The sequence below is a fragment of the Bradyrhizobium sp. MI1.4 genome, from assembly GCF_055811315.1.
On record NZ_JBVVPP010000066.1, the window covers coordinates 1 to 25,011 of the forward strand.

General features: G+C 60.3%; 22 protein-coding genes, 1 pseudogene and 2 riboswitches. Of the genes and pseudogenes, 6 read left to right on the forward strand and 17 right to left on the reverse strand.

Annotated features, from left to right (window positions below; all coding sequences use genetic code 11):
- A partial coding sequence (locus tag AC0L23_RS35980) for a hypothetical protein (RefSeq protein ID WP_473358099.1) occupies positions 1–204 on the reverse strand: 204 nt, incomplete at its 3' end.
- A gap of 741 nt (positions 205–945) precedes the next feature.
- A riboswitch (glycine riboswitch) is annotated at positions 946–1,043 on the forward strand.
- 3 nt (positions 1,044–1,046) lie between these two features.
- Positions 1,047–1,134: riboswitch (glycine riboswitch) on the forward strand.
- A 63-nt stretch (positions 1,135–1,197) separates the two neighbouring features.
- Between AC0L23_RS35980 and AC0L23_RS35985 the strand changes: the two are divergent.
- The 3 genes and pseudogenes from AC0L23_RS35985 (at position 1,198) to AC0L23_RS35995 (ending at position 5,959) form a co-directional block, all read left to right on the forward strand.
- A pseudogene (locus AC0L23_RS35985) lies at positions 1,198–2,444 on the forward strand (D-amino acid dehydrogenase).
- Between the two features lie 614 nt (positions 2,445–3,058).
- Positions 3,059–3,535: an Lrp/AsnC family transcriptional regulator gene (locus AC0L23_RS35990; protein ID WP_279691997.1), complete on the forward strand. Its 477-nt coding sequence runs from the start codon at positions 3,059–3,061 to the stop codon at positions 3,533–3,535.
- Positions 3,536–4,276: 741 nt separating this feature from the next.
- Positions 4,277–5,959 carry an MFS transporter gene (locus AC0L23_RS35995; protein WP_473358100.1) on the forward strand — a complete coding sequence of 561 codons (1,683 nt, stop codon included), beginning with the start codon at positions 4,277–4,279 and terminating at the stop codon, positions 5,957–5,959.
- Between the two features lie 352 nt (positions 5,960–6,311).
- Here the strand turns inward: AC0L23_RS35995 and ald are convergent, their stop codons facing one another.
- Positions 6,312–7,424, reverse strand: coding sequence for an alanine dehydrogenase (ald, locus tag AC0L23_RS36000; protein ID WP_473358101.1), 1,113 nt, complete (start codon positions 7,422–7,424; stop codon positions 6,312–6,314).
- Positions 7,425–7,732: 308 nt separating this feature from the next.
- On the opposite strand from ald, the gene AC0L23_RS36005 reads away from it, so the two are divergent.
- The 3 genes from AC0L23_RS36005 (at position 7,733) to AC0L23_RS36015 (ending at position 10,207) form a co-directional block, all read left to right on the forward strand.
- Entirely contained in the window at positions 7,733–8,455 is a 723-nt protein-coding gene (locus tag AC0L23_RS36005; protein ID WP_473358125.1) for a helix-turn-helix transcriptional regulator, read from the forward strand.
- 94 nt (positions 8,456–8,549) lie between these two features.
- Positions 8,550–9,182, forward strand: a complete 633-nt coding sequence (locus tag AC0L23_RS36010) for an acyl-homoserine-lactone synthase (protein WP_473358102.1) — start codon at positions 8,550–8,552, stop codon at positions 9,180–9,182.
- Positions 9,183–9,253: 71 nt separating this feature from the next.
- Positions 9,254–10,207, forward strand: coding sequence for a LysR family transcriptional regulator (locus AC0L23_RS36015; RefSeq protein WP_473358103.1), 954 nt, complete (start codon positions 9,254–9,256; stop codon positions 10,205–10,207).
- Here the strand turns inward: AC0L23_RS36015 and AC0L23_RS36020 are convergent.
- From AC0L23_RS36020 to AC0L23_RS36090, 15 genes are all read right to left on the reverse strand, one after another.
- Positions 10,180–10,422: a DUF2274 domain-containing protein gene (locus tag AC0L23_RS36020; RefSeq protein ID WP_085348649.1), complete on the reverse strand. Its 243-nt coding sequence runs from the start codon at positions 10,420–10,422 to the stop codon at positions 10,180–10,182. The genes AC0L23_RS36015 and AC0L23_RS36020 overlap by 28 nt on opposite strands.
- A 5-nt stretch (positions 10,423–10,427) precedes the next feature.
- Positions 10,428–11,633 (reverse strand): TraB/TrbI/VirB10 family type IV secretion system protein, encoded by a 1,206-nt coding sequence (locus AC0L23_RS36025; RefSeq protein WP_473358104.1) that lies wholly within the window; start codon positions 11,631–11,633, stop codon positions 10,428–10,430.
- Positions 11,630–12,604: a P-type conjugative transfer protein TrbG gene (trbG, locus tag AC0L23_RS36030; protein ID WP_473358105.1), complete on the reverse strand. Its 975-nt coding sequence runs from the start codon at positions 12,602–12,604 to the stop codon at positions 11,630–11,632. Before trbG ends, AC0L23_RS36025 begins: the two co-directional genes overlap by 4 nt.
- 2 nt (positions 12,605–12,606) lie before the next feature.
- Positions 12,607–13,287: a conjugal transfer protein TrbF gene (trbF, locus tag AC0L23_RS36035; protein ID WP_473358106.1), complete on the reverse strand. Its 681-nt coding sequence runs from the start codon at positions 13,285–13,287 to the stop codon at positions 12,607–12,609.
- A gap of 51 nt (positions 13,288–13,338) precedes the next feature.
- Positions 13,339–14,574, reverse strand: a complete 1,236-nt coding sequence (trbL, locus tag AC0L23_RS36040) for a P-type conjugative transfer protein TrbL (RefSeq protein ID WP_473358107.1) — start codon at positions 14,572–14,574, stop codon at positions 13,339–13,341.
- Between the two features lie 3 nt (positions 14,575–14,577).
- Positions 14,578–14,952, reverse strand: a complete 375-nt coding sequence (trbK-alt, locus tag AC0L23_RS36045; RefSeq protein WP_473358108.1) for a putative entry exclusion protein TrbK-alt — start codon at positions 14,950–14,952, stop codon at positions 14,578–14,580.
- Complete coding sequence (gene trbJ / locus AC0L23_RS36050) at positions 14,952–15,686, reverse strand: P-type conjugative transfer protein TrbJ (RefSeq protein ID WP_473358109.1); 735 nt, start codon at positions 15,684–15,686, stop codon at positions 14,952–14,954. Before trbJ ends, trbK-alt begins: the two co-directional genes overlap by 1 nt.
- Positions 15,683–18,124: a conjugal transfer protein TrbE gene (gene trbE, locus AC0L23_RS36055; RefSeq protein ID WP_473358110.1), complete on the reverse strand. Its 2,442-nt coding sequence runs from the start codon at positions 18,122–18,124 to the stop codon at positions 15,683–15,685. Before trbE ends, trbJ begins: the two co-directional genes overlap by 4 nt.
- A gap of 10 nt (positions 18,125–18,134) precedes the next feature.
- A complete protein-coding gene (locus AC0L23_RS36060; RefSeq protein WP_473358111.1) occupies positions 18,135–18,398 on the reverse strand; it encodes a VirB3 family type IV secretion system protein in 264 nt (87 codons plus the stop codon).
- On the reverse strand, positions 18,398–18,724 hold the full coding sequence (locus AC0L23_RS36065; RefSeq protein WP_473358112.1) for a TrbC/VirB2 family type IV secretion system protein: 327 nt from the start codon (positions 18,722–18,724) through the stop codon (positions 18,398–18,400). Before AC0L23_RS36065 ends, AC0L23_RS36060 begins: the two co-directional genes overlap by 1 nt.
- Positions 18,721–19,641 (reverse strand): P-type conjugative transfer ATPase TrbB, encoded by a 921-nt coding sequence (trbB, locus tag AC0L23_RS36070; protein WP_473358126.1) that lies wholly within the window; start codon positions 19,639–19,641, stop codon positions 18,721–18,723. Before trbB ends, AC0L23_RS36065 begins: the two co-directional genes overlap by 4 nt.
- 245 nt (positions 19,642–19,886) lie before the next feature.
- Positions 19,887–21,203: an MFS transporter gene (locus AC0L23_RS36075; protein WP_473358113.1), complete on the reverse strand. Its 1,317-nt coding sequence runs from the start codon at positions 21,201–21,203 to the stop codon at positions 19,887–19,889.
- An 82-nt stretch (positions 21,204–21,285) separates the two neighbouring features.
- A complete protein-coding gene (locus tag AC0L23_RS36080; protein WP_204513426.1) occupies positions 21,286–21,948 on the reverse strand; it encodes a ribbon-helix-helix domain-containing protein in 663 nt (220 codons plus the stop codon).
- 387 nt (positions 21,949–22,335) lie between these two features.
- Positions 22,336–22,758 (reverse strand): CopG family transcriptional regulator, encoded by a 423-nt coding sequence (locus AC0L23_RS36085; RefSeq protein ID WP_473358114.1) that lies wholly within the window; start codon positions 22,756–22,758, stop codon positions 22,336–22,338.
- Between the two features lie 9 nt (positions 22,759–22,767).
- On the reverse strand, positions 22,768–24,744 hold the full coding sequence (locus AC0L23_RS36090) for a conjugal transfer protein TraG (RefSeq protein WP_473358115.1): 1,977 nt from the start codon (positions 24,742–24,744) through the stop codon (positions 22,768–22,770).
- Positions 24,745–25,011: the final 267 nt, after the last annotated feature.

A 25,011-nucleotide genomic window follows, 5' to 3' on the forward strand; every position in this document is an offset into this window, starting at 1 on the left:
CCCATAGTCGTTACTTACGACCTCGTTAGTGGGCACGATCGAAATCCTGGCGTCATGCAAGCCAGGAACCTCGAGTATGGAGTGCCCATCGAGCTCTAAACCCGTTCGAACAAGGGTGCATTCGGTCTTAAGGGCATCCAGAACGTGACCCGCAACCGGATCCCTTTCGTGATCGACGCAGAAGACGAAGACGGCATGTCTCACCGCGATTCTCCATGGAGTTCAACGCAGATCGAGAGCGTACGACATCTATCCTCAACTCGGCGCCCGGATCTTTTGGGCTTCATATGAAAACAGCATGCTCTTTCAGCTGAGATCCTAGTTCGCAAGGCGCGACCAAGCGCTTGAGAGCCGATCAACCCCAGATCGAAACGCGCGAGCTGACTCTTGTGATCGGCTGGCGCATTTGGCGAAGCAGCGACGTGAAATCGCAGAACTTGGAGATCGCCGGAGTTGATCACCGAACTAGCAGAGAACCTCAGCTCGTTGCGCGCCAAGCAGGAGTCAATTCTACCGCCAGACGCGAGAAACGTCGAGGCCAGAACGCTGCAGAACCTTCCGTCGAGCAGAGCAAGCGAGTCAGGGGTGCAGACGTCCATTTTGACTCGACGTTGAAAGAGGTGCATGCCGCGCACAGCTCTTGGAGGGTCCTACATCACCATATATTTATTAGAGCTGCTCCACGCTCACATTGTGCGTTTTTTTGTTAAGACCGCAGTATTGCTGCGTTCTGCAGCAAGAGCTTGTTCAAAACCGGTGAGACATCCAGCGGATAGATCGTCACATGCTACGCCACCACAGCGATCTTGCGGCAACCAGCTGGTGATCGGACGGTTGGCCAGGGCAGCATTATCGAGCATCGCTTACACCGCCGATTTTCGAGCTTCAACGATGCGTCATGGCTTGACATGTAGTGAGTACGTCTGAGACTGTTATCGTGTCTGACGATGGTGTGCGGGAGAGTGCGATGAGCTGACAGGCACATCGCCGCCGACGGAGCACCCCCCCAAGGAAACTCTCAGGCCCAGGACCGCACACCGAGGACGATCTGGAGAGAGGTGCCGGTCGGCACCCACCGAAGGGGACCGTTATCCACTTGGATTGCGGAGAAAGCTCTCAGGTGCATGGACAGATTTGGGGACGGAGTGATGGCGAAAGCCATTTCACCGTTCATTCATCCCTGTCTTGGAGCATACGATGAGCACGATCATCATTATCGGATCCGGTATCACCGGAGTTACAACAGCCCATGCGTTGGCCTGCCGCGGCTATTCGGTCACTGTCTTTGACCGCCAGCGTTATCCCGCGATGGACACTTCGTTTGCGAATGGCGGACAATTATCGGCAAGCAATGCCGAAGTCTGGAATAACACCGCAACGATCGTAAAAGGCTTGAGGTGGATGCTGCGCAAGGACGCACCATTGCTGCTGAACCCAAGCCCCAGTTTTCACAAATATACTTGGCTGGCAGAGTTCGTAGGCCAGATCCGTCATTACCGTCGCAATACGTCGAAACAACAAAGCTGGCGATAGCGGCGCGGCAACATCTGTTTGAGCTTGCCGATCGGGAGAGCATCGCTTTCGATTTGGACCGGCGAGGAATATTACACGTTTATTCGAGTAAGGCCGACTTCGATACGGCTTCTCGCGTGAATCAGTTGCTGCTGAAGGGCGGATTGGATCGTCGCCCCGTGACGCCCTCCGAAATGCTCGCGATAGAGCCAGCGTTGCGTGACCAGTATTACGGTGGTTTCTTTACCCCGTCTGACTCAACAGGCGACATTCACAAGTTCACGCGTGGTCTCGCTGCGGCTTGCGAGCGACGGGGCGTGCGCTTCGTCTTTGGTGCAGAGATCTGCGGCATGCAAGCCGATCGAGACGGTGTGGTCGTGCGCTGGGAAGAGAGCCCTCTGAGGGAGGAACTTAAAGCTGAAAGAGCAGTGGTCTGCGCTGGAGTCGGCAGCCGCCGCATTGCTTCAATGCTGGGGGACAAGATAAACATTTATCCCGTGAAGGGGTACTCCATCACGGTCGAGCTGGGCGACGAAACGAGCCAAAAGGCTGCGCCACGTGTCAGCCTGCTCGACGAGGCCACCAAGATCGTGACCAGCCGGTTAGGAGAAGATCGCTTCCGCGTGGCTGGGACTGCCGAATTCAACGGCGAGAACCGCGACATTCGCTGGGACCGAATTAAGCCTCTGGTGCGCTGGGTAGAGCGATCTTTTCCGGATGTGTCCACCGTACAGGTGGTGCCATGGGCAGGCTTGCGTCCAATGACACCTATCATGATGCCGAGGGTCGGCCGAGGTAGACGGCCGAATATCTTCTACAACACCGGTCATGGTCATCTCGGCTGGACATTATCCGCTGTCACAGCTGAGATGGTCGCGGACGTCATTGCAACAGATGATAGTAAAACTCGGCTGAGCCGATCCGTAGCCTGATAGGCGTTTAGCTTTATCCAGTTCGGCAAAACCATGCTCCCGGCTGCATCAAAGCCGGGGGCATATCGCTTGACAGCGGCATAGCAGGATCTTGCAGTCTTATCCTACGAACACGTTACCCTCACCGGCTTACGACCCGAGAACTTAATTGCTCAGACGAAGATCTCGATCAGCCAGTTGGCGCCGTCGCCTTCAACAGCCTCCATGTGACGCAATCATCATCCGTATTGACGCCAGGCAAGAGAGTTGCGGATCTCTGCATGACCGAGCAGAAAAATATCGCCAGCCAACGAACTTATCGTCATCGACAAAGAGGCCCGTCGCACTCGAGGGCCGACGTCATACCGGCACCGAACGCCAGCGGATCGACAGCAACTCTTATTTCTATTTCGCCGCTCCAGGCTGTGATCTTCGCGGTGCGTCGGAGTAGCAGGAGCGAGGCCATTCAAAGAGCATTTTGCAAGTCATGCAGCGCATATTTGTTGAAATTGCCGACGGATCAACGATACTGGTGTTGTAACGATGTTTTTCAATGAGATTTCGTCACTTCGAGAACTTTTTCTGCGTCACGCATCGACTCGCTGCAGAATTTCCTCTCAAGCCCGGAGCCGGTTATGCAATACGACCGAATCGACGCTCACATCCTCGAGATTGTGCAAAAGAATAACCGTTTGACATCGGAGGCGATTGGCGAACTGGCCGGGCTTTCTGCTACCGCGTGTCAACGCAGACTAAAGAGGCTTCGCTCGGACGGCATCATCGAGGCCGACGTTTCCATCGTCTCGGCGAAGGCGGTAGGGCGACCTATTCAGATGCTTGTGCTGGTGACCTTGGAGCGCGAGCGCTCGGACATCATTGATAGATTCAAGAAGGCTATCAAATCGTCAGTTGAAGTCGTCAATGGGTTTTACGTTACAGGCGATGCTGATTTTGTCTTGTACATTACCGCGCGCACCATGGACGATTATGAGCAGTTCACCCGGCGTTTCTTCCGTGAGAACCCTGATATCAAAGGCTTCAAGACGATGGTCGTAATGGACCGGGTAAAAGCCGGCTTTGCCATTCCAATTGAGGCTCCATCCGAGGATTGAAGCGTATCTCGCCAAGCGAATCTGCTTGTCCTCGTTTGTCCATCGCCAGATCAGAAAGCGCACTGCCGGGGGTCCGCTACGAAGCGAGCGCAGACGTTTGCGCTAGAGGTGCAATTCCCAACTCGAGCAGCTTCTCACCCAGATCGCGGCGCTGGCTGTCTATTGCATGAACTTTGTGGCGCGAGCGAGCTGACTAACTCGATCGCGGAGGAGCTGGCAAGCGTTTACCGAACAGAGGGTGGCGGCTTGCCCAGCACACCTCGCGCTTTTTCATCGCTCAATGCGCCGAAAACGCTGCAAACTGCCATATCGATCTTGTAGTGTATCGAGACCATGCGAATCTCAAGAAATCGGCGGCGGTCCATCCGCGGCCAGGCTAACGCAGCAGCTCGCTTCCCACGGCCGGCCACGATAAAATCACTATTCGGGATCAATACTTATCCCAGAGAATGCAGCCTCTGGCGCCATTAAGTGCGTGCCACATCTGGGCGAAAGGGCTGGCATGTCGCACGGAGCGGCTAGGCAAAGTGCGGTGTCGTTGACGCTCGCGCTTGCAGGACAAGAAACAGATTCGCTCGCATCACGCTGGACAACACCAGAGCGAAATCTCGGAGCAAGCTTGGCTCTCTTAACGCTTTTCGCACACGCATGCGGCACAAATCAGGCAGGGCCGCTCACCCCGTTCAGCAACCGATTTTCGGATCCTCTCTTCAATTCATCGGAGGCAAGGCAGCAAGCGAGATGACTTATTCTGCCAAGTCTCGGACGTTCAGCGCTGAAGGCATCACTGCACCGTTCCGCCACCTCACTTTCCGGCGTATCTGGCTCGCAAGTCTACTTACGAATCTGGGCGCCCTGATTCGGAGCGTCGGCGCGGCGTGGGCGATGACCCAGATGACATCGTCGGCCGACAAAGTTGCGCTAGTCCAGACTGCTTTGTTGCTGCCCGTTATGCTGATCTCAATGCCAGCCGGCGCGATTGCTGACATGTATGACCGGCGCATCGTGATGCTCGTCTCCTTGGGCATCTCGCTCGCTGGTGCGACCGCGCTGACGATACTTGCCTGGCGCGGCCTAGTCACGCCGGACCTGTTACTGATACTGTGTTTCGTAATAGGCAGCGGCGTGGCCCTGATGGATCCTGCTTGGCAGTCCTCCGTTAGCGAGCAGGTGCCAGCGGACGCACTTCCAGCGGCGGTCGCGCTAAACAGCATCAGCTACAATATCGCGCGCAGCGTGGGACCGGCGATCGGCGGCATTGTGGTTGCGACAGCGGGCGCAGTAGCTTCCTTTGCGTTGAACGCGTTGCTATATCTGCCGCTGCTTGTTGCGCTATTCTTGTGGAAGCGAATTTCCGAGCCCTCGTATCTTCCCCCCGAAAAGCTAAATCGTGCCATCGTTTCGGGGGTGCGCTACATCGCTAATTCGCCCCCGATCAAAATTGTTCTGATCCGCTCCATGATCACGGGCGTGATCGGCGGCGCAATCATCGCGCTAATGCCGTTAGTCGCGCGCGATCTCCTCCGAGGCGATGCCCAGACGTACGGGATTACGCTCAGCGCGTTTGGCCTTGGCGCGGTGATCGGAGCACTAAACGTACCCGAAGTGCGGAAGCGCATGAGCGGTGAGGCAGCAATCCGCGCCTGCGCACTGTCGATGGGGGGCGCGCTTGCCGCGGTGGCGTTGAGCCGCGAGCTGGTTCTAACATCGGTCGCTCTTGTCCTTGCAGGGGCTGTGTGGATGATGGCGTGGGCCCTTTTCAACATTGGCGTGCAACTGTCGGCACCGCGCTGGGTCGCGGGACGCTCGCTCGCGGCCTACCAGGCCGCGAGCTCGGGCGGGATTGCCGTCGGTAGCTGGGGCTGGGGTCGCCTGACCGATGCCGCCGGCGTCGAAACGGCACTTTTGTTATCCGCCGTCCTGATGTTGATTTCTCCGCTATTGGGGTTCTGGCTTCGCATGCCTCGCATAAACCCACGAAGCGAGGACGCCGAGGCGCTCGCGCATCCTGAGGTTAGGCTTGCGCTAACCGATCGTAGTGGACCGCTTGTGATAGAAATCGAATATCGCGTGGCACAAGAGAATGCGCGGGCCTTTCACAATGTGATGCAAGACGTGCAGCTGTTCCGGAAACGGAATGGCGCGTATGGCTGGTCGATCGCACGTGATATTGCCGATCCCGAACTGTGGACCGAGCGCTACCATTGCCCGACGTGGCTTGATTATCTACGTCAACGCAACCGATCGACCCACTCCGAACGCGCGCTAGACCGTCAAGCGGCGGCCTTCCACACCGGTCCCGAGCCCGTGCGTATTCGTCGCATGCTAGAACGCCCGTTCGGATCCGTGCGGTGGAAGGACGATGTACCGGACCATTCCGCCAACGAAGCTTTGCTTGGCGACTACAGGCGGAGTCGTACGTAGGAATATCATTTCTAAGGCCGCGCAGCCGTGATGATGAGTATATTCCTGGTGGCGAGCTCACCTCAGGGGATCTGGGAGCGGTCTGCGGGCGCGCCGATCGACGCCATGAGCGCTGCGTCAGGTCTGGAAATATGCAGATCGGACGGAGATACTGGAACAGTGCTCGTTTTTGCAGACTACCAGACCGCAAGGTCGTCCTTACTGAACTCGTATCGCAAGTTAGTTTCTTGCTTCCGCGGCAGCTCAAGTTTCTCTGAACGAATTCATAGACGGTCTAAAAAAAAGGGGCCACTCCCGAAGGAGTGGCCCGCCAAGTCAGGGAGGAAAACGCCTCCTAGGGAGGCCTCTGGGATCAGGCCGCGGCCTGATCGATCGGTGAAAACGGCAAGCCGAGACTTTCAGCCACAGCCTTATAAGTCAGCCGGCCTCGGTAGACATTGAGACCTGCGCGCAGATGCGGATCTTCGAGCACGGCAGCAAATCCCTTTTGGGCAAGAGCCAACCCAAATGGAAGAGTCGCGTGGTTCAGTGCCTGGCTGGAGGTGAGCGGAACAGCTCCCGGCATATTGGCGACGCAATAATGGATGACGCCATCAACTTCGTAGGTTGGATCAGCGTGCGTCGTCGGACGCGATGTCTCGAAACAACCGCCTTGATCGATAGCCACATCCACGATCACCGAGCCTTTGCGCATCGAGCTCAACATGCCCCGGCTGACAAGCTTTGGCGCGCTCGCGCCGGGGACAAGCACGGCGCCAACGACAGCATCCGCCGCAAATACCTCCTGCTCGAGGGCGTCTATTGTCGAAAACCTGGTACGAACGCGGCCTTCGAACAGTTCATCCAGTTCACGAAGTCGGGAAATCGAACGGTCAAGAATCGTGACCTCGGCACCCAAACCTACCGCCATTCGCGCCGCATGCGTACCGACCACGCCGCCGCCTATCACCACGACGCGGGCCGGAGGGACACCAGGTACACCGCCAATCAACAATCCCCGTCCGTCGGCGTGGCGCCTGAGGGCGCTACCTGCCGCTTCGATGGCAAGCCTACCCGCAACCTCGCTCATAGGTGCAAGCAGAGGAAGCCCGCCGCGCGCATCAGTCACGGTCTCGTAGGCAATTGCCGTGCACCCAGACTTGAGGAGCCCCTTAGCCTGCTCGGGATCGGGTGCCAAATGTAGGTACGTGAATAGAATTTGGTTCTCTCGCAGCTGGGTCCATTCGGAAGGCTGAGGCTCCTTGACCTTCACGATCATCTCGCTAGATGAGAATACCTCCCGAGCGGAGCCCACGATCGTTGCGCCCGCCTTGCGATAGTCCTCATCCGTTGCGCCAATGCCAGAGCCAGCATTCGTTTCGATGAGCACGCTGTGACCGGCGGCCACGTATTCGCGCACGGCTCCCGGCGTAAGGCCGACGCGATATTCGTGGGTCTTGATTTCCTTGGGAACACCGATCTTCATTTGCGATCTCCTTGAGGCACTTTAATCCATAAAGTAGTGCCACCTACGCCGTAGATGGCCAGATCTTGCGGAAATTCACCATCTTTCCAGCTAGCCATGCAGGATTCCAAACGGACAAAACTGCGAGTTCTCGAGGAGGCCCCAGCCCCACGATTTAGCAAAGACCGCAGAATTGAATTCGGCCAGCGCTGACTTGTCCAGGTTGCAGCTAACCTTGAACCAGCATACTTGGATGCAAGTGTCCTGAGCGGCCCGCTCAGAACGTGTTCGATTCGCCTTATTACGAGGACACCGTGTGGTCATACGCGCTGCATCGAGCCTTTCAAAAACTCGCCGACCGGCTCGCCGAAAGCACAGATCGTGACTCTGCCCAGCAGGGGATGGCAGATATCGCCGAGGCGCTGAATCTATCTTGCTTCGCCTATCTTGCGCTCTCCCATAAACCGGGTGGGCGCCCGAACCTAATCTCGACATACCCACAATCGTGGACAGCACACTACCTTCGACACAAGTACGAATCTGTTGATCCCGTGGTGCGTCGGGCGATTCGAGATAGTCAGCCGTTTCAATGGGGGCTGGAATTTGGCCCGCCCATCCGATCGGAACGGGAGCGCGACTTGTTTGAAGAGGCTGCTAAATTCGGCATCCGTTATGGATTCACACTTCCAATCCACGATGACAACGGTCCGCTCGCCGCGCTGAGCTTTGCGACCGACGACCGTCGCACCAATTTTGAGCGCTCGGTACTCGAACATGCCCAGAACCTGCGACTAATCGCGACGTTCTTCCATGCACATGCAAGGCGTTTCTGGACCGCCGATCGCATGGTCGGCGGTGTGGTGCTGTCTCCCCGAGAGCTCGAATGCCTTGAATGGTCTTCGCGCGGCAAATCTGCTGGCGACATCGGGATTATTCTCGGCATGTCCGAGCGTACCGCGTGCTTTCACCTGGATAACGCCCGAGCGAAGCTCGGCGTTGGCTCGCTTCGTCAAGCCGTCGTCCTATTGACCGAGGCAAAGTTTCGAAGATAGAGCGCCGCCTCGCCATAGACACCTGTGTGACTGCACAGGATGCGCCAGCCTCGGACTCTCTGCTTTGTTTGACGAGCAAAGCAGAGAGGCAAGAATGATGCAGCTCATCACCCCAGATTATTACGGCGAGTTCCTCGATGATCTCGCCGAGATGCATCGACTGAGGTATCGTGTTTTCAAACAGCGCCTGGATTGGGACGTCGGGGTCAGCGGCGACATGGAGGTCGACGAGTTTGATGTCCTTCGGCCGGTGCATCTACTGAACCGCTCAAGCAATGCATGTCTTCAGGGTTGCGTCCGGCTTCTGCCTTCAACCGGCCCAACCATGTTGAGAGACACCTTCCCAATCCTTCTGGACGGGCAGCCGGCGCCACGAGGCGATCGGATCTGGGAGAGCAGCCGATTTGCGCTCGATGTTCCGTCGGATGCACCGAAGGCTAAGGGCGGACTTGCTGCTGCCACTTACGAGCTGTTTGCGGGCATGATTGAGTTCGGCCTTTCCATCGAGTTGACCGAAATCGTCACTGTCACCGACGCCCGGATGGAGCGCATTCTTCGGCGCGCAGGCTGGCCCCTCCGCCCGATCGGAAAAGCTCGTCCTCTCGGAAACACCACGGCCATTGCTGGATACCTCGAGGTCTCGCCCGATGCGTTGCATCGCATCCGCAAAGCGGGACACATCTCAGGTCCGGTGCTCTGGGCGCCAGTCATCCGAGCGGCCGCCTAGGATCTGGAAGCAAGTACAATCGGGGCATCGCTGCACATTGGAGCGGAAAACCCATCTGCTTAAGACTTACGATGCACAAACCACGTCGATCAAGACCCTCCCTTCAAGCCAGCAAGGCAATCGAGCTGAAACACCTGAGATCGGCTGTTGCTGCGGCCGATTGCGGCAGCTTCCGCGGAGCCGCGGAGTTGTTGAAGTCGCAACAATCGAGTCTCAGCCGAAGAATCGATGAAATCGAGCACCACTTGGGCATCGCAATCTTCGAGCGCTATAGCGGAGGCGTGCGACCGACGCAGGCCGGCCGCGACGTGCTTCGCCTGGCAAGGAGCATTCTGGAAGAATTCGACGCGCTGCTCGCCACCGCGATATCTGTCCATAACAGCGAAACCGGCCGTCTGACCGTCGGCTTCTGCACCTCACTTTCGGCAGGCAATCTGCAAACGTCGCTACTCGCGTTCAAAGAGCGATTCCCGCAGATCGAACTTGTGACGGTCGAACGATCACGGACGCGTTTGGCCGCGGCGCTTCGAAACGGCGCGCTGGATGTGCTGATCGTGACAGGGAGGCTCCCGTTGTTGAACACCGAAGAAATGCCGCTTTGGAGCGAGCGTGTTCTGGTGGCCTTGCCCCATGATCATCCGCTCGCCATGCGAGAGACTGTGTGCTGGGCTGACCTGCGGGACGAGACAGTGCTACTCAGCCATTATGACCCGGGAAAGGAGCTCGAAGATCTTCTGATTTCCAAGCTCCTCTCGCCCGAGGAGCGCCCTAAGATCAAGCGCCACGACGTCAGTCCTGGCATCATCAAGAGCCTAATCAGCATGAACACGGGAATAAGCCTGGTGCTCGAGTCGGATATAGGGGCAAATATTGCGGGCCTTTTGTACCGAGAGCTACGCGATGGCACGGCGCCCAGCCGCTTCGACTTTTCGGCCTCTTGGCGCCCCGACAATGAAAACCCGGCCCTGCGGGAATTCCTGAAGCTGCTCACAGCGCGCTACCGTTCGCCTCCGATTGGAGGCTGACGAGCTCGGCGAGCTTTCCGAAAGCTCCTGTCGGCAGCCATGAACCGCGCCAGCATCGGTGCAATGAGTTTCGATGGATCCTGGATTGGCTGGCCAGTCTCCTGGGCGAGGATTTCAGCGTATGACACGAGATCGCGGTGCACGCTCGCAGGTAGTTCGTGTGTCACCTTGATGGGCTTATCGTCTTCTAAGGCTCCGAGTTTGAGTTTTGACATCGTCCTCATCCTCTGTACGGTTCGAGCACCAGGTCACGGTTGACGATCACCCGCAGGGGAAATCCCGGACGAATCGTCAAGGTCGGCTGGATGTTGAGATTGCGGCGGACCACCTGCTGGCCCGTCTGGTTCATCGAGTCCCCCGCCCCGCGGCGGAGCGCAGCGATGAGGTCGCTGTTGGTACTACCCGTATCCGATCCGGAATTCACTTCGGTGCCGACGGCGAGCAGCGTCGACAGCGCAGCGGCCCCCAACAGCTCTTTCCAATGGTTGTCGACCTCATCCTCAAGCCCAGAGTAGCCCGCGACGTCCGCGCCCGGCTGCCGCTCCAGGACGATCGACCGTCCATTTGGCATGATGAGGCGCGTCCACACCAGGAGCACGCGCGATTGGCCAAATGCGACTTGGCTATCATACGTCCCGATCAGCCGGGCTCCTTGCGGAATAAGGCGAGCTCGCCCGGTAGGGGAATCGTATACCGCTTCTGTGACTTGGGCCGTGATCTGCCCAGGCAGGTCGGACCGAATCCCCGTGATAAGAGCGGCCGGAATGACCGTTCCGGCCTGGACCACAAAGGGAGAGACCGGTCTTGCCAGGCGATCGGGGCTGGTGGTTCGACGGTCACCGGAAGCACTGACGAACGCAAGTTTTCGATCCTGACCATTCTGGGAAAATGCTTCGTCAGATGATGGCGCTGCATTTGCTGGGGCTTCACTTGGCGATGCGACAGGGGCCTGTGCGCGGACGTTCGTGCTGGCAAACACCTTGCTGGTGCGTGCCGCCTCGCTCTCTTGATTGACGCGCTGCTGTTCAGCGTCAACGCCGAGCGGGCTGGGCGTCGAAGAGCCCTGTGCTGCAACGATCGGCCGACCAAGATCGCCGGGTAAAGGTGGTCCAAGACGCGGCACCTCCTTCGGGATCTCAGTGTAATCCTTCGGCAACGTTGCAAGCTGATCGGCGACATTGTGGTGGTCGGTCGCGTAAAGCTCGTCGGCGGCCGGCGCACGTGATCGCTTCTCCTGCAGAGCCCAGAACACCGCACCAGAGATGAGCACCAGCAAAAGGGCGCTGCCACCCGCAAGCACCTTGCGCGATAGGCGGGTCACTTGCGGCCGATCTGGCCGGAGCCGAAGAGCTTCGGCGACATCTTTCTGCGGCTTAACCCGAGGAGCGTCCTTGGGTATGTCATTCGGCTGGCCAGTCTCTGTCACAGCGACCTCCCGTCGGTTCGGACGATCCTGACCTTCTGCTGGTGCTCCTCGCCCAGCCTCAGTTCCGCGGCCGCGAACAGCCGGTCGACGATCAGCACATTGCCGTAAGCGCGATAGTTGACGAGCTCGGTCTTGCCATCAGGCCCGATCACGAAGAGCGGCGGCATCTCGCCCTGGCCGATGCCGGGCGAAAACTCGATGTAGACCTTGCGCCCGTCGTCATAGGCATTGACAGGACGCCACGGTGGGCTGTCTCCCTCGATGGCGTAGCGGTAACGGCGCTGCGCCTGGTCCGGGATGACGGGTGTGGGCGGCAGAGCTCGACCACGCGCGGTCCGATCCTCCGGATAGAACCACGCGACCTGTGGCATATAGGGCTTTTCGCGGGACCGGAGCTCGACCAGGTAAGTACGCCGATCCGTGTTGACGACGAGATTGGTCTCGATCGCCGGACGTGTCGGCTTCACCATGATGTGCACACGTCGCGTGTCGCCACTGCCGCTTTCGGTGTCGCCGACCACCCAGCGCACGGTATCACCCGCGGCAACTGGTCCCGCCCCGATCAGTTGCTCGCCGGGCTCCAAGGCGATGTCGGTGATCTGCCCCGGTGCGGCATAGACCTGATAGAGAGCGCCCGGACTATACGAAAACACCTGCACCGCGTTGAAGTAGCCGGCTTTGCGCGGCTGCACGCGTGCCGCGTCATTCGCGGTCTCAATCCGCTCGACGGGTTCTTTGGCTTCCGCGTTCCTGCCGCCGCGCGCTGCCTTCCAGGCCGGCGGGACATGCAGCGGGCGCGGCCGATCGTCGGCGAGCGCCGGCAGATCTGGAGCTGGCGGGACATCGCTATCGTAACTGATTTGCGACGGCTTGAACGTGGTGCACCCGCCAAGGGTGGCCACACCAATAACGAGAGCCAAAGCCAGCCTCGGGCGGCTCCTCTGTGACGCAATAACGAGACCTGACGGCATGACTAGCCCAGCTCCTTCGACCAGTTGATGGCATTCACGTAGATGCCAAGGGGATTTTTGCGTAGGCGATCGAGATCGCGAGGCATCTCCACGATGATGCTGACAATCGCGCTCCACCGCTCGGTTGCGGCAAGTTGACCATTGTCGTAGCGGCGTTCGACCCAGGCGAGGCGAAAGCTCTCAGGGGACGCCCGAATGACGCTCGAGACCTCGATCGCAATTTGCGTCTTGCCGAGCTTGGCGAATGGATCGTTGTTGCGTGCATAGTCGTTTAGTGCGACCGCGCCGCGATCGGTTGTAAAGTCGTAGGCGCGGAGCCAGTTTTCGCGCAGGACGATGGCGTCCATCGGCAGGCCACGCACATGCTCGATGAAGCGCGCCAGGTGAAAAGCTACTTGCGGATCGGTCGGTTGATAGCTGGCGTTTGCCGGAGCGACGGCCTTGGCTTCGCCCAATTTATCGACCTCGACCACCCAAGGCGTAATCGTCCCATGCGCCGACTGCCAGACCAGCGTGCCGGCGAAACCAGCGGATAAGAAGAGGCAGCCAAAGGCCATCAAGCGCCAGTTCTTGGCCTGCACGCGCGCAGACCCAATGCGATCATCCCAGACTTGAGCTGCGCGTTGATAGGGGGTGACGGCTTCTGGGGTGCGGCCATAGTGAACGGCCGATCGTCTGAACATTGCTAGACCTCAAGTGAAGGGTGAGAAAACGGAATTGGTCGATCAGAAGAATCAGCGGTCATGTTGGGAGAGGTCGACAGATCCGCCGCCCCCGCCGGGATCACCCGAACGGATCGCGTGGCTTGCCGCTGACGCGCCATGGCTGATCGTCTGCGCTCTCTTCATGCGCCGAACCCAGGCGGGCGCACTGTCGGAAGGTCTCGAGCCATCCCCTTCCCCCTTTCCGGCATCGCTCGCCGCTCCACCAAACCCAGCGGCGACCGAGCGCAAGGGACTAGCAGCCTTGGACGCGCTCGCCTCGGAGCCGGACTGACTCCCCGCCCGAAACACGCTCATGGTGCCACTTGCAATCGCGCGTCCACCGCGTGCGGCGCCTGCAATCGCGCCGCCGGCGAGACCGGCAGCGCCGGCCGCAAGGCCACCGCCAGCCGCAACGACTCCACCGGCGGCAAGTCCCGTCCCGACGGCGCTACCTGCGCCGAGCTGCGGACCTCCGGAGACGATGCCGTTGGCAATCCCAGGTCCGAAAATGCCGAGCCCCAACAACGAAAGTGCGCCGAGCACCAGCGCCATCGCGTTCTCGATGGTCGGCTGATTGCCGCCGAAACCGGCCGTGAACTGCGAGAATAAGGTCGATCCGATGCCGACGATGACGGCGAGGACCAAAACCTTGATGCCGGAGGAGATGACGTTGCCCAGCACCCGTTCGGCCGCAAAGGAGGTCTTGCCGAACAGACCGAAGGGGATCAGCACGAAGCCTGCAAGCGTCGTCAGCTTGAACTCGATCAGCGTGACGAAGAGCTGGATGGCGAGAATAAAGAAGGCCAGCAGCACCACGATCCAGGCGAACAGCAGGACCGCGATCTGGACGAAATTTTCGAAAAAGCTGACATACCCCATCAGCCCCGAGATGGAGTCAAGGATCAGACGGCCGGCATCGAGCCCCACTTGCGCGATCCGACCTGGCCGCAAGAAATCTGCCGATGAAAGGCTCGTGCCCGAGGCCTTGAGGCCAAGACCCGCAAAGCTCTCGAAGACGATGCGGGCAAGGCTATTCCAGTTGCCGATCAGGTAGGCAAAGACACCGACAAACAAGATTTTTTTGACGAACCGGGCAAGAAGCTCCTCATCACTTCCGAGGGACCAGAACAGGCCCGCAAGCGTGAGGTCGATTGCAGCTAACGTCGTGGCGAGATAGCCGATTTCGCCCCCGACCAGGCCGAATCCGGAGTCGATATAGCGGGTGAAGGTTTCCAGGAACTGGTCGATGACGGAGGTGCCGCCCATTGCTCACTCGCTTTGGCTTGGAATGGAAGGTGAGAGGGACGGGAGGCGGCTTTCGTCCTTACGCGGCCGCGGAGAGGAAGATGGCGCCGTACCCGCATTGCTATCCGAACCGTTTACCGATCCGGTTCTCCCCAAGAACTGCCTGCGCCGTTCCGCCCAGATCCTCTCGCATTCAAGCAGAGCCTCTCTCTGCTCGGAGGTGACGGTGCGGCATTGCTCGAGCTTTGCCGCCGCCGGATCGGGCTTCGTCGCGAGCGAGGCGGAAGGTTGAGTCGCGCCGTCGTCGCCGCGCAGGCGAATGGCGCAGGCGGCGACGACCAGGACTGTGAGGCTAACAGCCACCGCCATCGGCAGCCGTTCAAATCTGTTCTTCATCATCAGTGGAACATCTGCACTGTTGTGGGTTGATAGCCCTGACCTTGGGTCAGAAAGCGACGCAGCTGCTCTCTGCCCTGATCCTGAGCGACGGCCCGCTGCGCGGATTCGAGCGATTGCGCACGCCCTTGCGCGGCAACGGTGGCCGTGAGGTCCGCAAGCTGCTGAGCTTGCAGTGCAAGGAGCTGGTTGCCAGCCTGACTTGCCTGCAGAGCACCTGACGCGCCCTGGCTCGCCGAGACCAGGGTCGACATCTGGGTGCGGTTGCTATCGAGATTGCCGACGACGGTTGCCTGCACCCGCATGGCGTCCTGCAGGCCGGCAACCGCATTCTGCCAGCGTGTCTGGGCGTTAGCGACGAGGAGCCCATTGGACATGCTCGCCGATGCCGGCGCGTAAGTTGTCGAGAACGCGTGATCGATCTGCTGGACATCGTAGGTAATGCGCTGCGCTTGGCTGAGCAGCTGCTGCGTGCGCTGAATCGATTGCTCGAGCTGCTGCAAGGACGAGTACGGCAGGCTCGCCAGGTTCTTCGCCTGATTGATCAACATCTGCGCTTCGTTTTGCAGCGAGGTGATCTGGTTGTTGATCTGCTGCAGCTCGCGCGCGGCCGTCAGCACATTCTGCACGTAGTTGTTGGGATCGAACACGATCCACTGTGCCTTCCCTTCCCGGGCCATTTGCGCCACGGCAATGGCGATGACACTCGCTACGAGCAGCGGACGGAGACGTTTCATGACAAGCCTCCTTCCCTCGCAAGCTGCGGAATGAGATTGCAGGCCCAGCCGAGGTCGCGCGCCTTGAGCCAGCCGGCGACGAAATCGTCTCGTCCGTGCTCCTCAAGAACCCGCTCGATGAGAGTCTGGTCGGCCTTGGAAGACGCGGCCGCAAAAGCCAGCGCGATCTCACCAAGGCCGAGCTCGAACAGCCGGTTGCCCCGGCGCGACTGGCAGTAGTAGTCGCGCTTTGCCGTGGCGCGGGCGAGGATCTCGATCTGCCGGTCATTCAGTCCAAAGCGCCGGTAGATCGCCATGATTTGCGGCTCGATCGCGCGGTCATTGGGAAGAAGGATGCGGGTCGGACAGCTCTCGATGATGGCGGACGCAATTGCGGAACCGTCGATATCGGCCAGAGACTGGGTCGCAAACACGACGGAGGCGTTCTTCTTGCGCAGAGTCTTCAGCCATTCGCGGAGCTTGCCGGCAAAATCGGCATCGTCGAGCGCAAGCCAGCCCTCATCGATGATGAGCAGGGTCGGACGGCCGTCAAACCGATCCTCAATCCGGTGGAACAAATAGGAAAGAACCGCCGGCGCGACACCGGTCCCGATCAACCCGTCGGTCTCAAACACCTGGACGGAGCCTTCTCCCAGCCGCTCACCTTCCGAATCCAGCAGCCGCTCAAACGGACCGCCGAGGCAATAGGGTTGCAGCGCCCGCTTCAAGGCATTGGATTGCAGAAGAACGGACAAGCCCGTCAGCGTCCGCTCCCCATCTGGCGCCGAGGCGAGCGAGGTCAAGGCCGACCAGACATGATCCTTGGTCTCGGGCGTGACCTCGATGCGCTCGCGCGTCAGAATCGAAGCAATCCAATCGGCTGCCCAACCGCGCTCCACGACATCATCGATGCGCGCAAGCGGCTGGAGCGCCACGAATTCTGCCGAGTCTCCACCAATGGCGCCGCCGAGATCATGCCAGTCGCCACCCATGGCGATCGCCGCCGCACGTATCGACCCACCGAAATCGAAGGCAAAGATCTGAGCGGTCGGATATCGCCGGAACTGCAGCGCCATCAACGCGAGCAGCACCGATTTCCCCGCGCCGGTCGGCCCAATGATCAGAGTGTGTCCGACATCGCCGACATGGAGCGAGAACCGGAAAGGGGTCGATCCTTCCGTCTTGCCGAAGAACAGCGGAGGCGCCTTGAAATGGTGATCCCTCGCCTCTCCTGCCCAGACCGCGGAGAGCGGGATCATGTGGGCGAGGTTCAACGTAGAGACCGGAGGCTGGCGAACATTGGCGTAGGTTTGTCCCGGCAGGCTGCCGAGCCAGGCTTCGACGGCATTCACCGTCTCGGTCATGGAGGTAAAGTCCCGGCCCTGGATCACCTTTTCGACGAGGCGGAGCTTTTCGTCCGCCGCGAGCGGATCCCTGTCCCAGACCGTGACGGTTACCGTCACAAAGGCTTCACCGATCTGATCCGAGCCGAGTTCCTGGAGCGCGTGATCTGCATCCATCGCCTTGTTGTGGGCGTCGGTATCCAGAAGCGTGGACGCCTCGTTCGTCATGACCTCCTTCAGGATCGCGGCAATCGACTTGCGCTTGGCAAACCATTGCCGCCTGATCCTGGTCAGGAGCTTTAGAGCATCCGTCTTGTCGAGCATGATCGCCCGCGTGGACCAGCGGTACGGGAATGCGAGGCGGTTGAGATCATCGAGGATCCCGGGCGTCGTCGCGCTCGGAAACCCCACGACCGTCAGGACACGCACATGCGCGTCACCCAGCATCGGCTCAAGCCCGCCTGTCAGCGGCTGATCGGCAAGCAGCGCGTCGAGATACATCGGGATTTCCGGCACCCGAACGCGATGCCGCTTGGTCGAGACCGTCGAGTGCAGGTAGGTGAGCGTTGCCTCGTCATCGAGCCAGCCGCATTCCGGCATAAAGCCCTCAACGAGCTGCAACACGCGGTTGGTCCGGTCGACGAAGCCACTCAGCACCTCGCGCGCATCCGCTCCCGCGCCGCGATGGCCGCCCTCGTACAGGAGACGCTCGGCCACAGCTGCAGTTTCTGCCGGCGGCAGATAAAGGAAGGTCAGGTAGTAGCTCGATTCATAATGGCTGCCGGCCTCCTCGAATTGCGCTTTCCGCTCCGCATCCACCAAGGCGGATGCGACATCCGGGAATGTGTCGGGCGGATAGCGCCCAGCCGAATGCCGTTGCGCCTCGACGAAAACCGCCCACCCCGATCCGAGACGCCGGAGCGCGTTGTTCAGCCGGCTTGCGACCGAAACGAGCTCAGCCGGCACGGAACTGTCGAGATCCGGTCCCATGAACCGCGCCGTCCGCTGAAACGAGCCATCCTTGTTCAAAACAATTCCCTCGTCGACGAGCGCGGCCCAGGGCAGGAAGTCAGCAAGGCGCGTATTCGAGCGGCGGTATTCGGCAAGATTCATCATGGGACTATTCTCAAGCGCTGAGGTGACCGGGAACCCGAACGTGCCGGCGTACGACTTCGACGAATTCCGGATCGCGTTTTGCGGCCCAGACCGCGGCCATGTGGCCGATGAACGCCAGCAGAAGGCCGGCCAGCCACAAGCGCAAACCAAGGCCGAGTGCTGCGGCCAATGTGCCGTTGAGAATGGCAACCGCTCGCGGTGCACCGCCCATCAGGATCGGCTCGGTCAGCGCACGGTGGACAGGGGCGACAAAGCCCGGGACTGGCTCATCCATCAGATCACCACCCCGCCACCGAACGAGAAGAACGACAGGAAGAAGCTCGAGGCGGCAAATGCGATCGACAGACCAAACACGATCTGGATCAGCCGCCGGAAGCCGCCCGACGTGTCGCCGAATGCGAGCGAAAGACCGGTCACGATGATGATGATGACCGCGATGATCTTGGCCACGGGTCCTTCAACAGATTGCAGGATCTGGTTGAGGGGCTGCTCCCAGGGCATGTTCGAGCCCGCCGCCCAGACCGGGCTACTCACCAGGTAAAGACACGCGAATGCCGCAACTGACGTGAAACCTCGCCCGAGAGATGATCGTAGGTTCATGACTGATCTCCGATTTTCGAAAGGCTGTAGTCGCCTGATGACCCAAGCCCGGTGACAGAAGCGAGTTCGCTCAAACGCCGTTCGGCACCACGGCCAGAGAGCACGGCGATGACGTTGATGGTCTCGGCGATCAGCGCGCGCGGGACCGTGACGACGGCCTCCTGGATGAGCTGGTCGAGCCGGCGGAGCGCGCCAAGCGCGGTGCCGGCGTGAATCGTGCCGACACCGCCGGGATGTCCCGTCCCCCAGGCTTTGAGCAGATCGAGCGCCTCGGCTCCGCGCACCTCGCCAATCGGGATGCGATCAGGGCGCAGGCGAAGCGACGAGCGCACAAGATCAGACAGCGAGACGACGCCATCCTTGGTCCGCAGCGCCACGAGGTTCGGCGCCGTGCACTGAAGCTCCCGCGTATCTTCGATGAGAACGACGCGATCCGAACCTTTGGCCACTTCCGCCAGAAGCGCGTTCGTCAGCGTCGTCTTGCCCGTCGATGTGCCGCCCGCGACCAGGATGTTCTTGCGTGTAGCGACCGCATCGCGGAGCGCGTTCGCCTGCCCCAAATTCATGATGCCGGCAGCGACATAGTCCTCCAGGCCAAACACGGCGACCGCGGGTTTGCGGATCGCGAAGGCGGGCGCGGCGACGACGGGCGGCAGCAAACCTTCGAAACGTTCTCCCGTTTCCGGCAGCTCAGCCGAGATTCGGGGCGAGCCGGCATGAACCTCAGCGCCCACATAGTGCGCGACCAGCCGGACAATTCGCTCGCCGTCGGCAGCGGACAGACTCTCGCCAGTATCGGTAAGGCCGCTCGACAGCCGATCGATCCACAGCCGGCCATCGGGGTTCAGCATCACCTCAACGACGGACGGATCTTCCAGAAAGCCTGCGATTGCCGAGCCCAGCGCCGTGCGGAGCATGCGCGCTCCGCGCAGCTCGGCTTCCGAATGAAATGAATGGATCGCCACGACTGCCCCCAAGTTGACTGAGGCAGCTAGCGTTCAGCGGCCTCACATGAGGACAACTAGAAAAAGCAGAACCTGCGCTAGAGCAACAATGGGTCCAAATTGATCGTAGCCTGGCGTAGAAGAAGAAAGATTCGGGACGAACGTTTTGGCGCGCCGAACATCATGACCCGGGACATCAGCCCGGCGACAGGCTGGCTTCACCATTCCGCATGATCGTCCGCCTCCAGGATGGCGAGCTCGGCTGGTGCAATAACGGCCTCAACCGAGTTCCAGCCTCCCGCCGATTGATGTTTGACCGAAGCGCCAGCCTTCCGTTTCCGGCCCTCAAGCCACGGGACGGCGAACCAGACCAGCGCCGCCAGCTGCAGCAAAGCGTTCACACCGAACGCGCTCTGATAGGCCGCTAAAGGATAGTGCCCCGCCTCCAGAGGCCATTGCTCCAGAATCAGTCCCGTCCCGTACTGCACGACGAAAGCCCAGCCAAACTGCAGGACATTCAGACCGCCATTGGCGCGCGCAACCAGCTCGGCCGGGAAATAATCCGCTATGATGGCGTAGGTCAGCGCAGTGGCTGATCCGGCCACCGACACAACGCACCACGGCAGGAGTGATGGCCAGGGCGGATGCAGGATCAGCACAAGCTCCGCCACGACAAACATTGCCGCGACCAAACCAAACAGAGCCTCGGTCTTCTTAGCCCGGCGGCGCACCGAGTTGGCAAGGACGCCCAAAATCAGAGCGCCGAGACTCAGAGCGACCGCCATCACGAACAATTCGTTGACGAGTCTCGTTCGATCCAGCCGCTCCACATCGGAAAGCCACGGCGCCGCCCATAAGGATTGCAGTGCCCAAGCGGAGCCGATGCAGGTCGCCGATAAGGGCGCCATTCTCCAGAACCGCGCATCGGAATAGACTGTTTTCAGAGTGGCGGACTTCGTGCTGCCTTGTGGGCCCGCGGCTCGTTCGGGAACCACGAGATAGATCAAAATGGCAGCAAGCGCGCTTGCGGCGCCCAGCACGCCGAATAGACCCCGCCATCCGATCCAGTCCAGCAGCACCTCGGCAGGAGCCGTTGCGGTAACGGCCCCCAATGAGCCCAGCATGATCATATAGCCATTGATGAGCGCCATTCGTTCTCTTGGAAACCAGAGGACGATGATTTTCAGCCCGGACATCAGGGCTGCTGCGCTCCCAAGTCCGACTATCGCGCGAGCAAAAAGAAGGGAAAGGAATCCCGTCGATAGTCCAAAGAGCGCGGCACCCCCTGCAGCAACAGCCAAGAGCACGCTCTGGACCCGGCGCGGCCCGAAGCGATCAAGTAACATGCCGATCGGAATCTGGGCCGCCATAACGACCAGAAAATAGGTTGACGTGAGCAGCCCGACATCGGCAGCGCCAAGCCCGAGATCAGAGGCGAGGCGCCCAGCAATGAGTGTATTGATGGTCCGGAACAGGTACGAAAGGTAGTACCCGGCCGCGAAGGGAAGAAACACGCAGGCGATGAGCCGCCACAAGGGACAAGGCTCAACGCGTTTTGCGGGCGATGTTTGCGCCCTCATTTGCTTCGGCGCGTTTCTTCCGGCCCACTTGGTCGCCTCAACAGAAGGAGTTCGGCAGGTTTCGAAAGTTCGAATTGCTGCCGCCCTCCTCGGCGGCAGCGCTCGGCTGGGAGTTTCCATCCGCCGCGACTGCGGACACACCTTCCAGACTCGGCTGTTCTTCTGCCGCCCGTTGTGACGCACCGCCATGAGCTTCACTGGCAGGTCGACTGCGCCTGCCCAGCCGATCGATCGTCTCCTGGATCAATGGCTGACCGAGCCGGACCCGCCGTTCGACCTGCTCCGCCAATACCTTGAAACGCCGCTGCCCGAGCAGGCACGCCTCCCGCTGCCCGGATGGCAGCATGGGCGGCGTCACGGTGAGGTGATAGCGCGCATGCAGGGCTACCGTCTCGGCGATGATCGCGATCTCGCGCTCGAGCGTGGCCATCCGGCCACTGATCCGGTCCAGAGCCTCATGAACGAGTCCTTCGATGGGCGGTGCAGGATTCAGGAATCGTTCAAGCGCCGTCTCGACGACTATGCTCTTGCCGAGCCCCGGGCGTCCGGTCGCAACTTCAAGCCGCTGAAACATGCTCTCAGAGAGCTGAACAGTGACCTTCTTGGTTCGCGCTCCTTCGTTCGGGCTCGGCTGCGCATCGCTGCCGGTTTGATTCACAATCGAGCTGGGCTGGCCTCCAAGCTCTCCATCGACTTGCATTGCTTGTTCACTCCCAATTTGCGGCCGCGACCTGACCGCGCACCGCGGCACGCGCGGCGTCGATTTCGGAATCGAAACGGCCAAATCGCCCCCAGCGATGATGGACTTGACACAAGGGCCAATCCGAACGTCACTTCAACCGCACCAACATCTGCGTCGTAGTCTGGCGCAGCCAAAGAAAGACAAGGCGGTCTCAAGAAGAGCTGGATTTGTAAGCCTATGTCATTCGCGGGCAGCTAACGGCCTGTTGCAGCTGGCCCGGGCGCCTCGAGTGACGCGCCGGTCCCTTGCGTGCTTCGTGGCGTGCTGCCGACCTGCAGTCGGCTTGTCTGACTCAGCGCTGCACCCATTGCTAGGAGCTGCCAGAGCATCGGGGGTGCGTACTGATTACTCGTGCTTATCAGAGCCGTGCATGTCGATGCTTACCTCTTTCAGGACGGTGGATCCGCTTGCAAGCCGCCGTCCGAGCGCCTCAACAAAGCGATCGTAACGTTCCGCGCCCTTGGCGCGCGCGGCGGGCGTCGAATGTTCGGGCAGCGCCGGCGTTGAGGTCAGCCAGAAACGGATGAAGAGCGCGATGGTCTCAAGCGTGATGCCATCATTGCGCTCGAGGCGTTCGAGCAGGCGCGCGATGCGGTCCAGACGCTTGGCGATCGCCGCCTCGCGCCGATCGGAATCATCGGGAGAAAGGAACGCGGAGATCGCGGCCTCGGCGACCAGGGACTTGGGCTGCCCCCGGCGTTGTGCGAAGGCCTCGAGGGTTTTGAAGGTTTCCGGATCGAGATAGATACTGAGCTGACTCTTTTTCACGCTGCCCGCTCACAGATCCATCCCATCGTCCGCGTCGAGGCTGACGGTCCGCGCAACACCCTGCATCGAGCGGCTCAGAGCTTCTGCCTGGACGGCATCGGCATCACCCTCATCGAGGTCGGTGTCGAACTCGTGTTCGCCGAGCGGCGCCTTGACCTCGATCTCCTCATGTTGCGGCAATTCCGGCTCGCGACGCAAACCACCGTTCGCCTCATCACTCCTGCGCTTGCGTCTGGTCAGTAGCTCGACTGATGGCGGAATTGGGGCGCCGGCCGACCAGTCATCCGGTCCTGCGGACAAGATACGCGGATCGAAGCGGGCTGGCTTCAACACACGTCGCTGGAACTGCGGATCCTCATAGTAGCGGGCTTTCGTAGCGCGCACCGGGTGCACCCCGGAAATCATCACGATTGCCTCTTTAGGCGAGAGTTGCATGACCTCGCCTGGCGTCAGCAGCGGCCGCGAGGTCTCCTGACGGCTCACCATGAGGTGTCCAAGCCAGGGGCTCAATCGGTGTCCGGCATAGTTCTTCATGGCGCGCAGCTCGGTCGCAGTTCCGAGCGCGTCGGATACGCGCTTGGCGGTGCGCTCATCATTGGTCGAGAAGGCGATCCGGACGTGGCAATTGTCGAGGATGGCATGGTTCGGCCCATAGGCGCGTTCGAGCTGATTAAGGCTCTGGGTGATCAGAAAGCTGCGGATGCCGTAGCCTGCCATGAAGGCGAGCTGGCTCTCGAAAAAGTCGAGCCGGCCGAGCGCTGCAAACTCATCGAGCATTAGAAGGAGTTTTTGCCGGCGCCGGTCTGGATCAAGGCTCTCGGTCAACCGCCGCCCGATCTGGTTGAGGATGAGTCGCATCAAGGGTTTGGTGCGGACGATGTCGGATGGAGGCACCACGAGATAGAGCGAGACGGGCTCCGCGCCGTCCACGAGATCGCGGATGCGCCAATCGCTTCGCGCGGTGATCTTGGCAACCACCGGATCGCGATAGAGCCCCAAGAAGCTCATCGCGGTTGAGAGCACGCCGGAGCGCTCGTTCTCGCTCTTGTTGAGAAGCTCGCGCGCGGCCGAAGCGACAACGGGATGAACGCTACCTCCAAGATGCGGGGTTGCAAGCATTGCGGTGAGCGTAGCGTCGATCGGGCGGGAGGGATCGGACAGGAAATTGGCGACGCCTGCGAGGGTCTTGTCAGCTTCGGCGTACAGGACATGCAGGATTGCACCGACAAGGAGAGAGTGGCTGGTCTTTTCCCAGTGGTTGCGGCGTTCGAGTGCCCCTTCCGGGTCGACAAGGATATCGGCGATGTTTTGGGCATCTCGCACCTCGCAATCACCACGACGGATCTCGAGAAGCGGGTTGTAGGCGGCGCTGGCCGGATTGGTCGGGTCGAACAAGAGCACTGGCCCAAATCGCGCGCGCCAGCCGGAAGTCAACTGGAAGTTCTCGCCCTTGATGTCATGAACAATCGTGGAAGCCGGCCAGGTCAAAAGAGTCGGTATGACGAGGCCAACGCCCTTGCCAGAGCGCGTGGGAGCAAAGCAGAGCACGTGCTCAGGCCCGTCATGCCGCAGATAATGGCCCTTAAGCCGGCCGAGCACGATGCCGTCAGATCCCAAGAGACCCGCCCGCCTGACCTCGCGCGCATCCGCCCAGCGTGCCGAGCCATAGGTGGTGACGTCCCTCGCCTCTTGCGCCCGCAAGACGGAGAGCATCATCGCTAGCGCAATTGCTGCGATGCCACCGCTCGCGGCAATGGCGCCGCCCTCCAGGAAGATCAACGGTGCGTAAGCGTCGAATTTGAACCACCAAGCGAAGAAGGCTGCCGGCTGGTAAATCGGCCAATGCCCAATCCTGAACCAGGCTGGTCCAAGCTGCGGTTGGAAGGCGAGCCGCCATGCCGTCCATTCGGTAGCCCCCCAAAGAAAGGCGAGCACGACGAGACAAACCAGGATGACCTGATGCCATATGATCTTTGTTGCGGACATGGATTGGAGATGTGGAGGCATTCATGGGGTGCGCACAAGCGGTGCCGCCCGTGAATCGTACTCGCGCGCGTCAGGGCGCAGAAATCAGCGGGTCAGGCGAACGGTGGCATTCGTGAATGAAGATCCCCAACGGTCCGGCACATACCGGGATACTAGCCACAACATGCAATGATCCATGTCGCGCTCCGAAAACGACTGGAAGAGCCGGCGATTATCCTATCGTTGCGTGACGCCGCGGCTACGGCGTCAGACGCTACCCAACGTTTG

Excerpts from the sequence above, each read along its gene's own strand:
- AC0L23_RS35990 (WP_279691997.1), top strand. The coding sequence starts at position 3,059 with ATGCAATACGACCGAATCGACGCTCACATCCTCGAGATTGTGCAAAAG.
- AC0L23_RS35995 (WP_473358100.1), top strand. The coding sequence starts at position 4,277 with ATGACTTATTCTGCCAAGTCTCGGACGTTCAGCGCTGAAGGCATCACT.
- ald (WP_473358101.1), bottom strand. The coding sequence starts at position 7,424 with ATGAAGATCGGTGTTCCCAAGGAAATCAAGACCCACGAATATCGCGTC.
- AC0L23_RS36010 (WP_473358102.1), top strand. The coding sequence starts at position 8,550 with ATGATGCAGCTCATCACCCCAGATTATTACGGCGAGTTCCTCGATGAT.
- AC0L23_RS36015 (WP_473358103.1), top strand. The coding sequence starts at position 9,254 with ATGCACAAACCACGTCGATCAAGACCCTCCCTTCAAGCCAGCAAGGCA.
- AC0L23_RS36020 (WP_085348649.1), bottom strand. The coding sequence starts at position 10,422 with ATGTCAAAACTCAAACTCGGAGCCTTAGAAGACGATAAGCCCATCAAG.
- trbG (WP_473358105.1), bottom strand. The coding sequence starts at position 12,604 with ATGCCGTCAGGTCTCGTTATTGCGTCACAGAGGAGCCGCCCGAGGCTG.
- trbF (WP_473358106.1), bottom strand. The coding sequence starts at position 13,287 with ATGTTCAGACGATCGGCCGTTCACTATGGCCGCACCCCAGAAGCCGTC.
- trbL (WP_473358107.1), bottom strand. The coding sequence starts at position 14,574 with ATGGGCGGCACCTCCGTCATCGACCAGTTCCTGGAAACCTTCACCCGC.
- trbK-alt (WP_473358108.1), bottom strand. The coding sequence starts at position 14,952 with ATGATGAAGAACAGATTTGAACGGCTGCCGATGGCGGTGGCTGTTAGC.
- trbJ (WP_473358109.1), bottom strand. The coding sequence starts at position 15,686 with ATGAAACGTCTCCGTCCGCTGCTCGTAGCGAGTGTCATCGCCATTGCC.
- trbE (WP_473358110.1), bottom strand. The coding sequence starts at position 18,124 with ATGATGAATCTTGCCGAATACCGCCGCTCGAATACGCGCCTTGCTGAC.
- AC0L23_RS36060 (WP_473358111.1), bottom strand. The coding sequence starts at position 18,398 with ATGGATGAGCCAGTCCCGGGCTTTGTCGCCCCTGTCCACCGTGCGCTG.
- AC0L23_RS36065 (WP_473358112.1), bottom strand. The coding sequence starts at position 18,724 with ATGAACCTACGATCATCTCTCGGGCGAGGTTTCACGTCAGTTGCGGCA.
- trbB (WP_473358126.1), bottom strand. The coding sequence starts at position 19,641 with ATGCTCCGCACGGCGCTGGGCTCGGCAATCGCAGGCTTTCTGGAAGAT.
- AC0L23_RS36080 (WP_204513426.1), bottom strand. The coding sequence starts at position 21,948 with ATGCAAGTCGATGGAGAGCTTGGAGGCCAGCCCAGCTCGATTGTGAAT.
- AC0L23_RS36090 (WP_473358115.1), bottom strand. The coding sequence starts at position 24,744 with ATGTCCGCAACAAAGATCATATGGCATCAGGTCATCCTGGTTTGTCTC.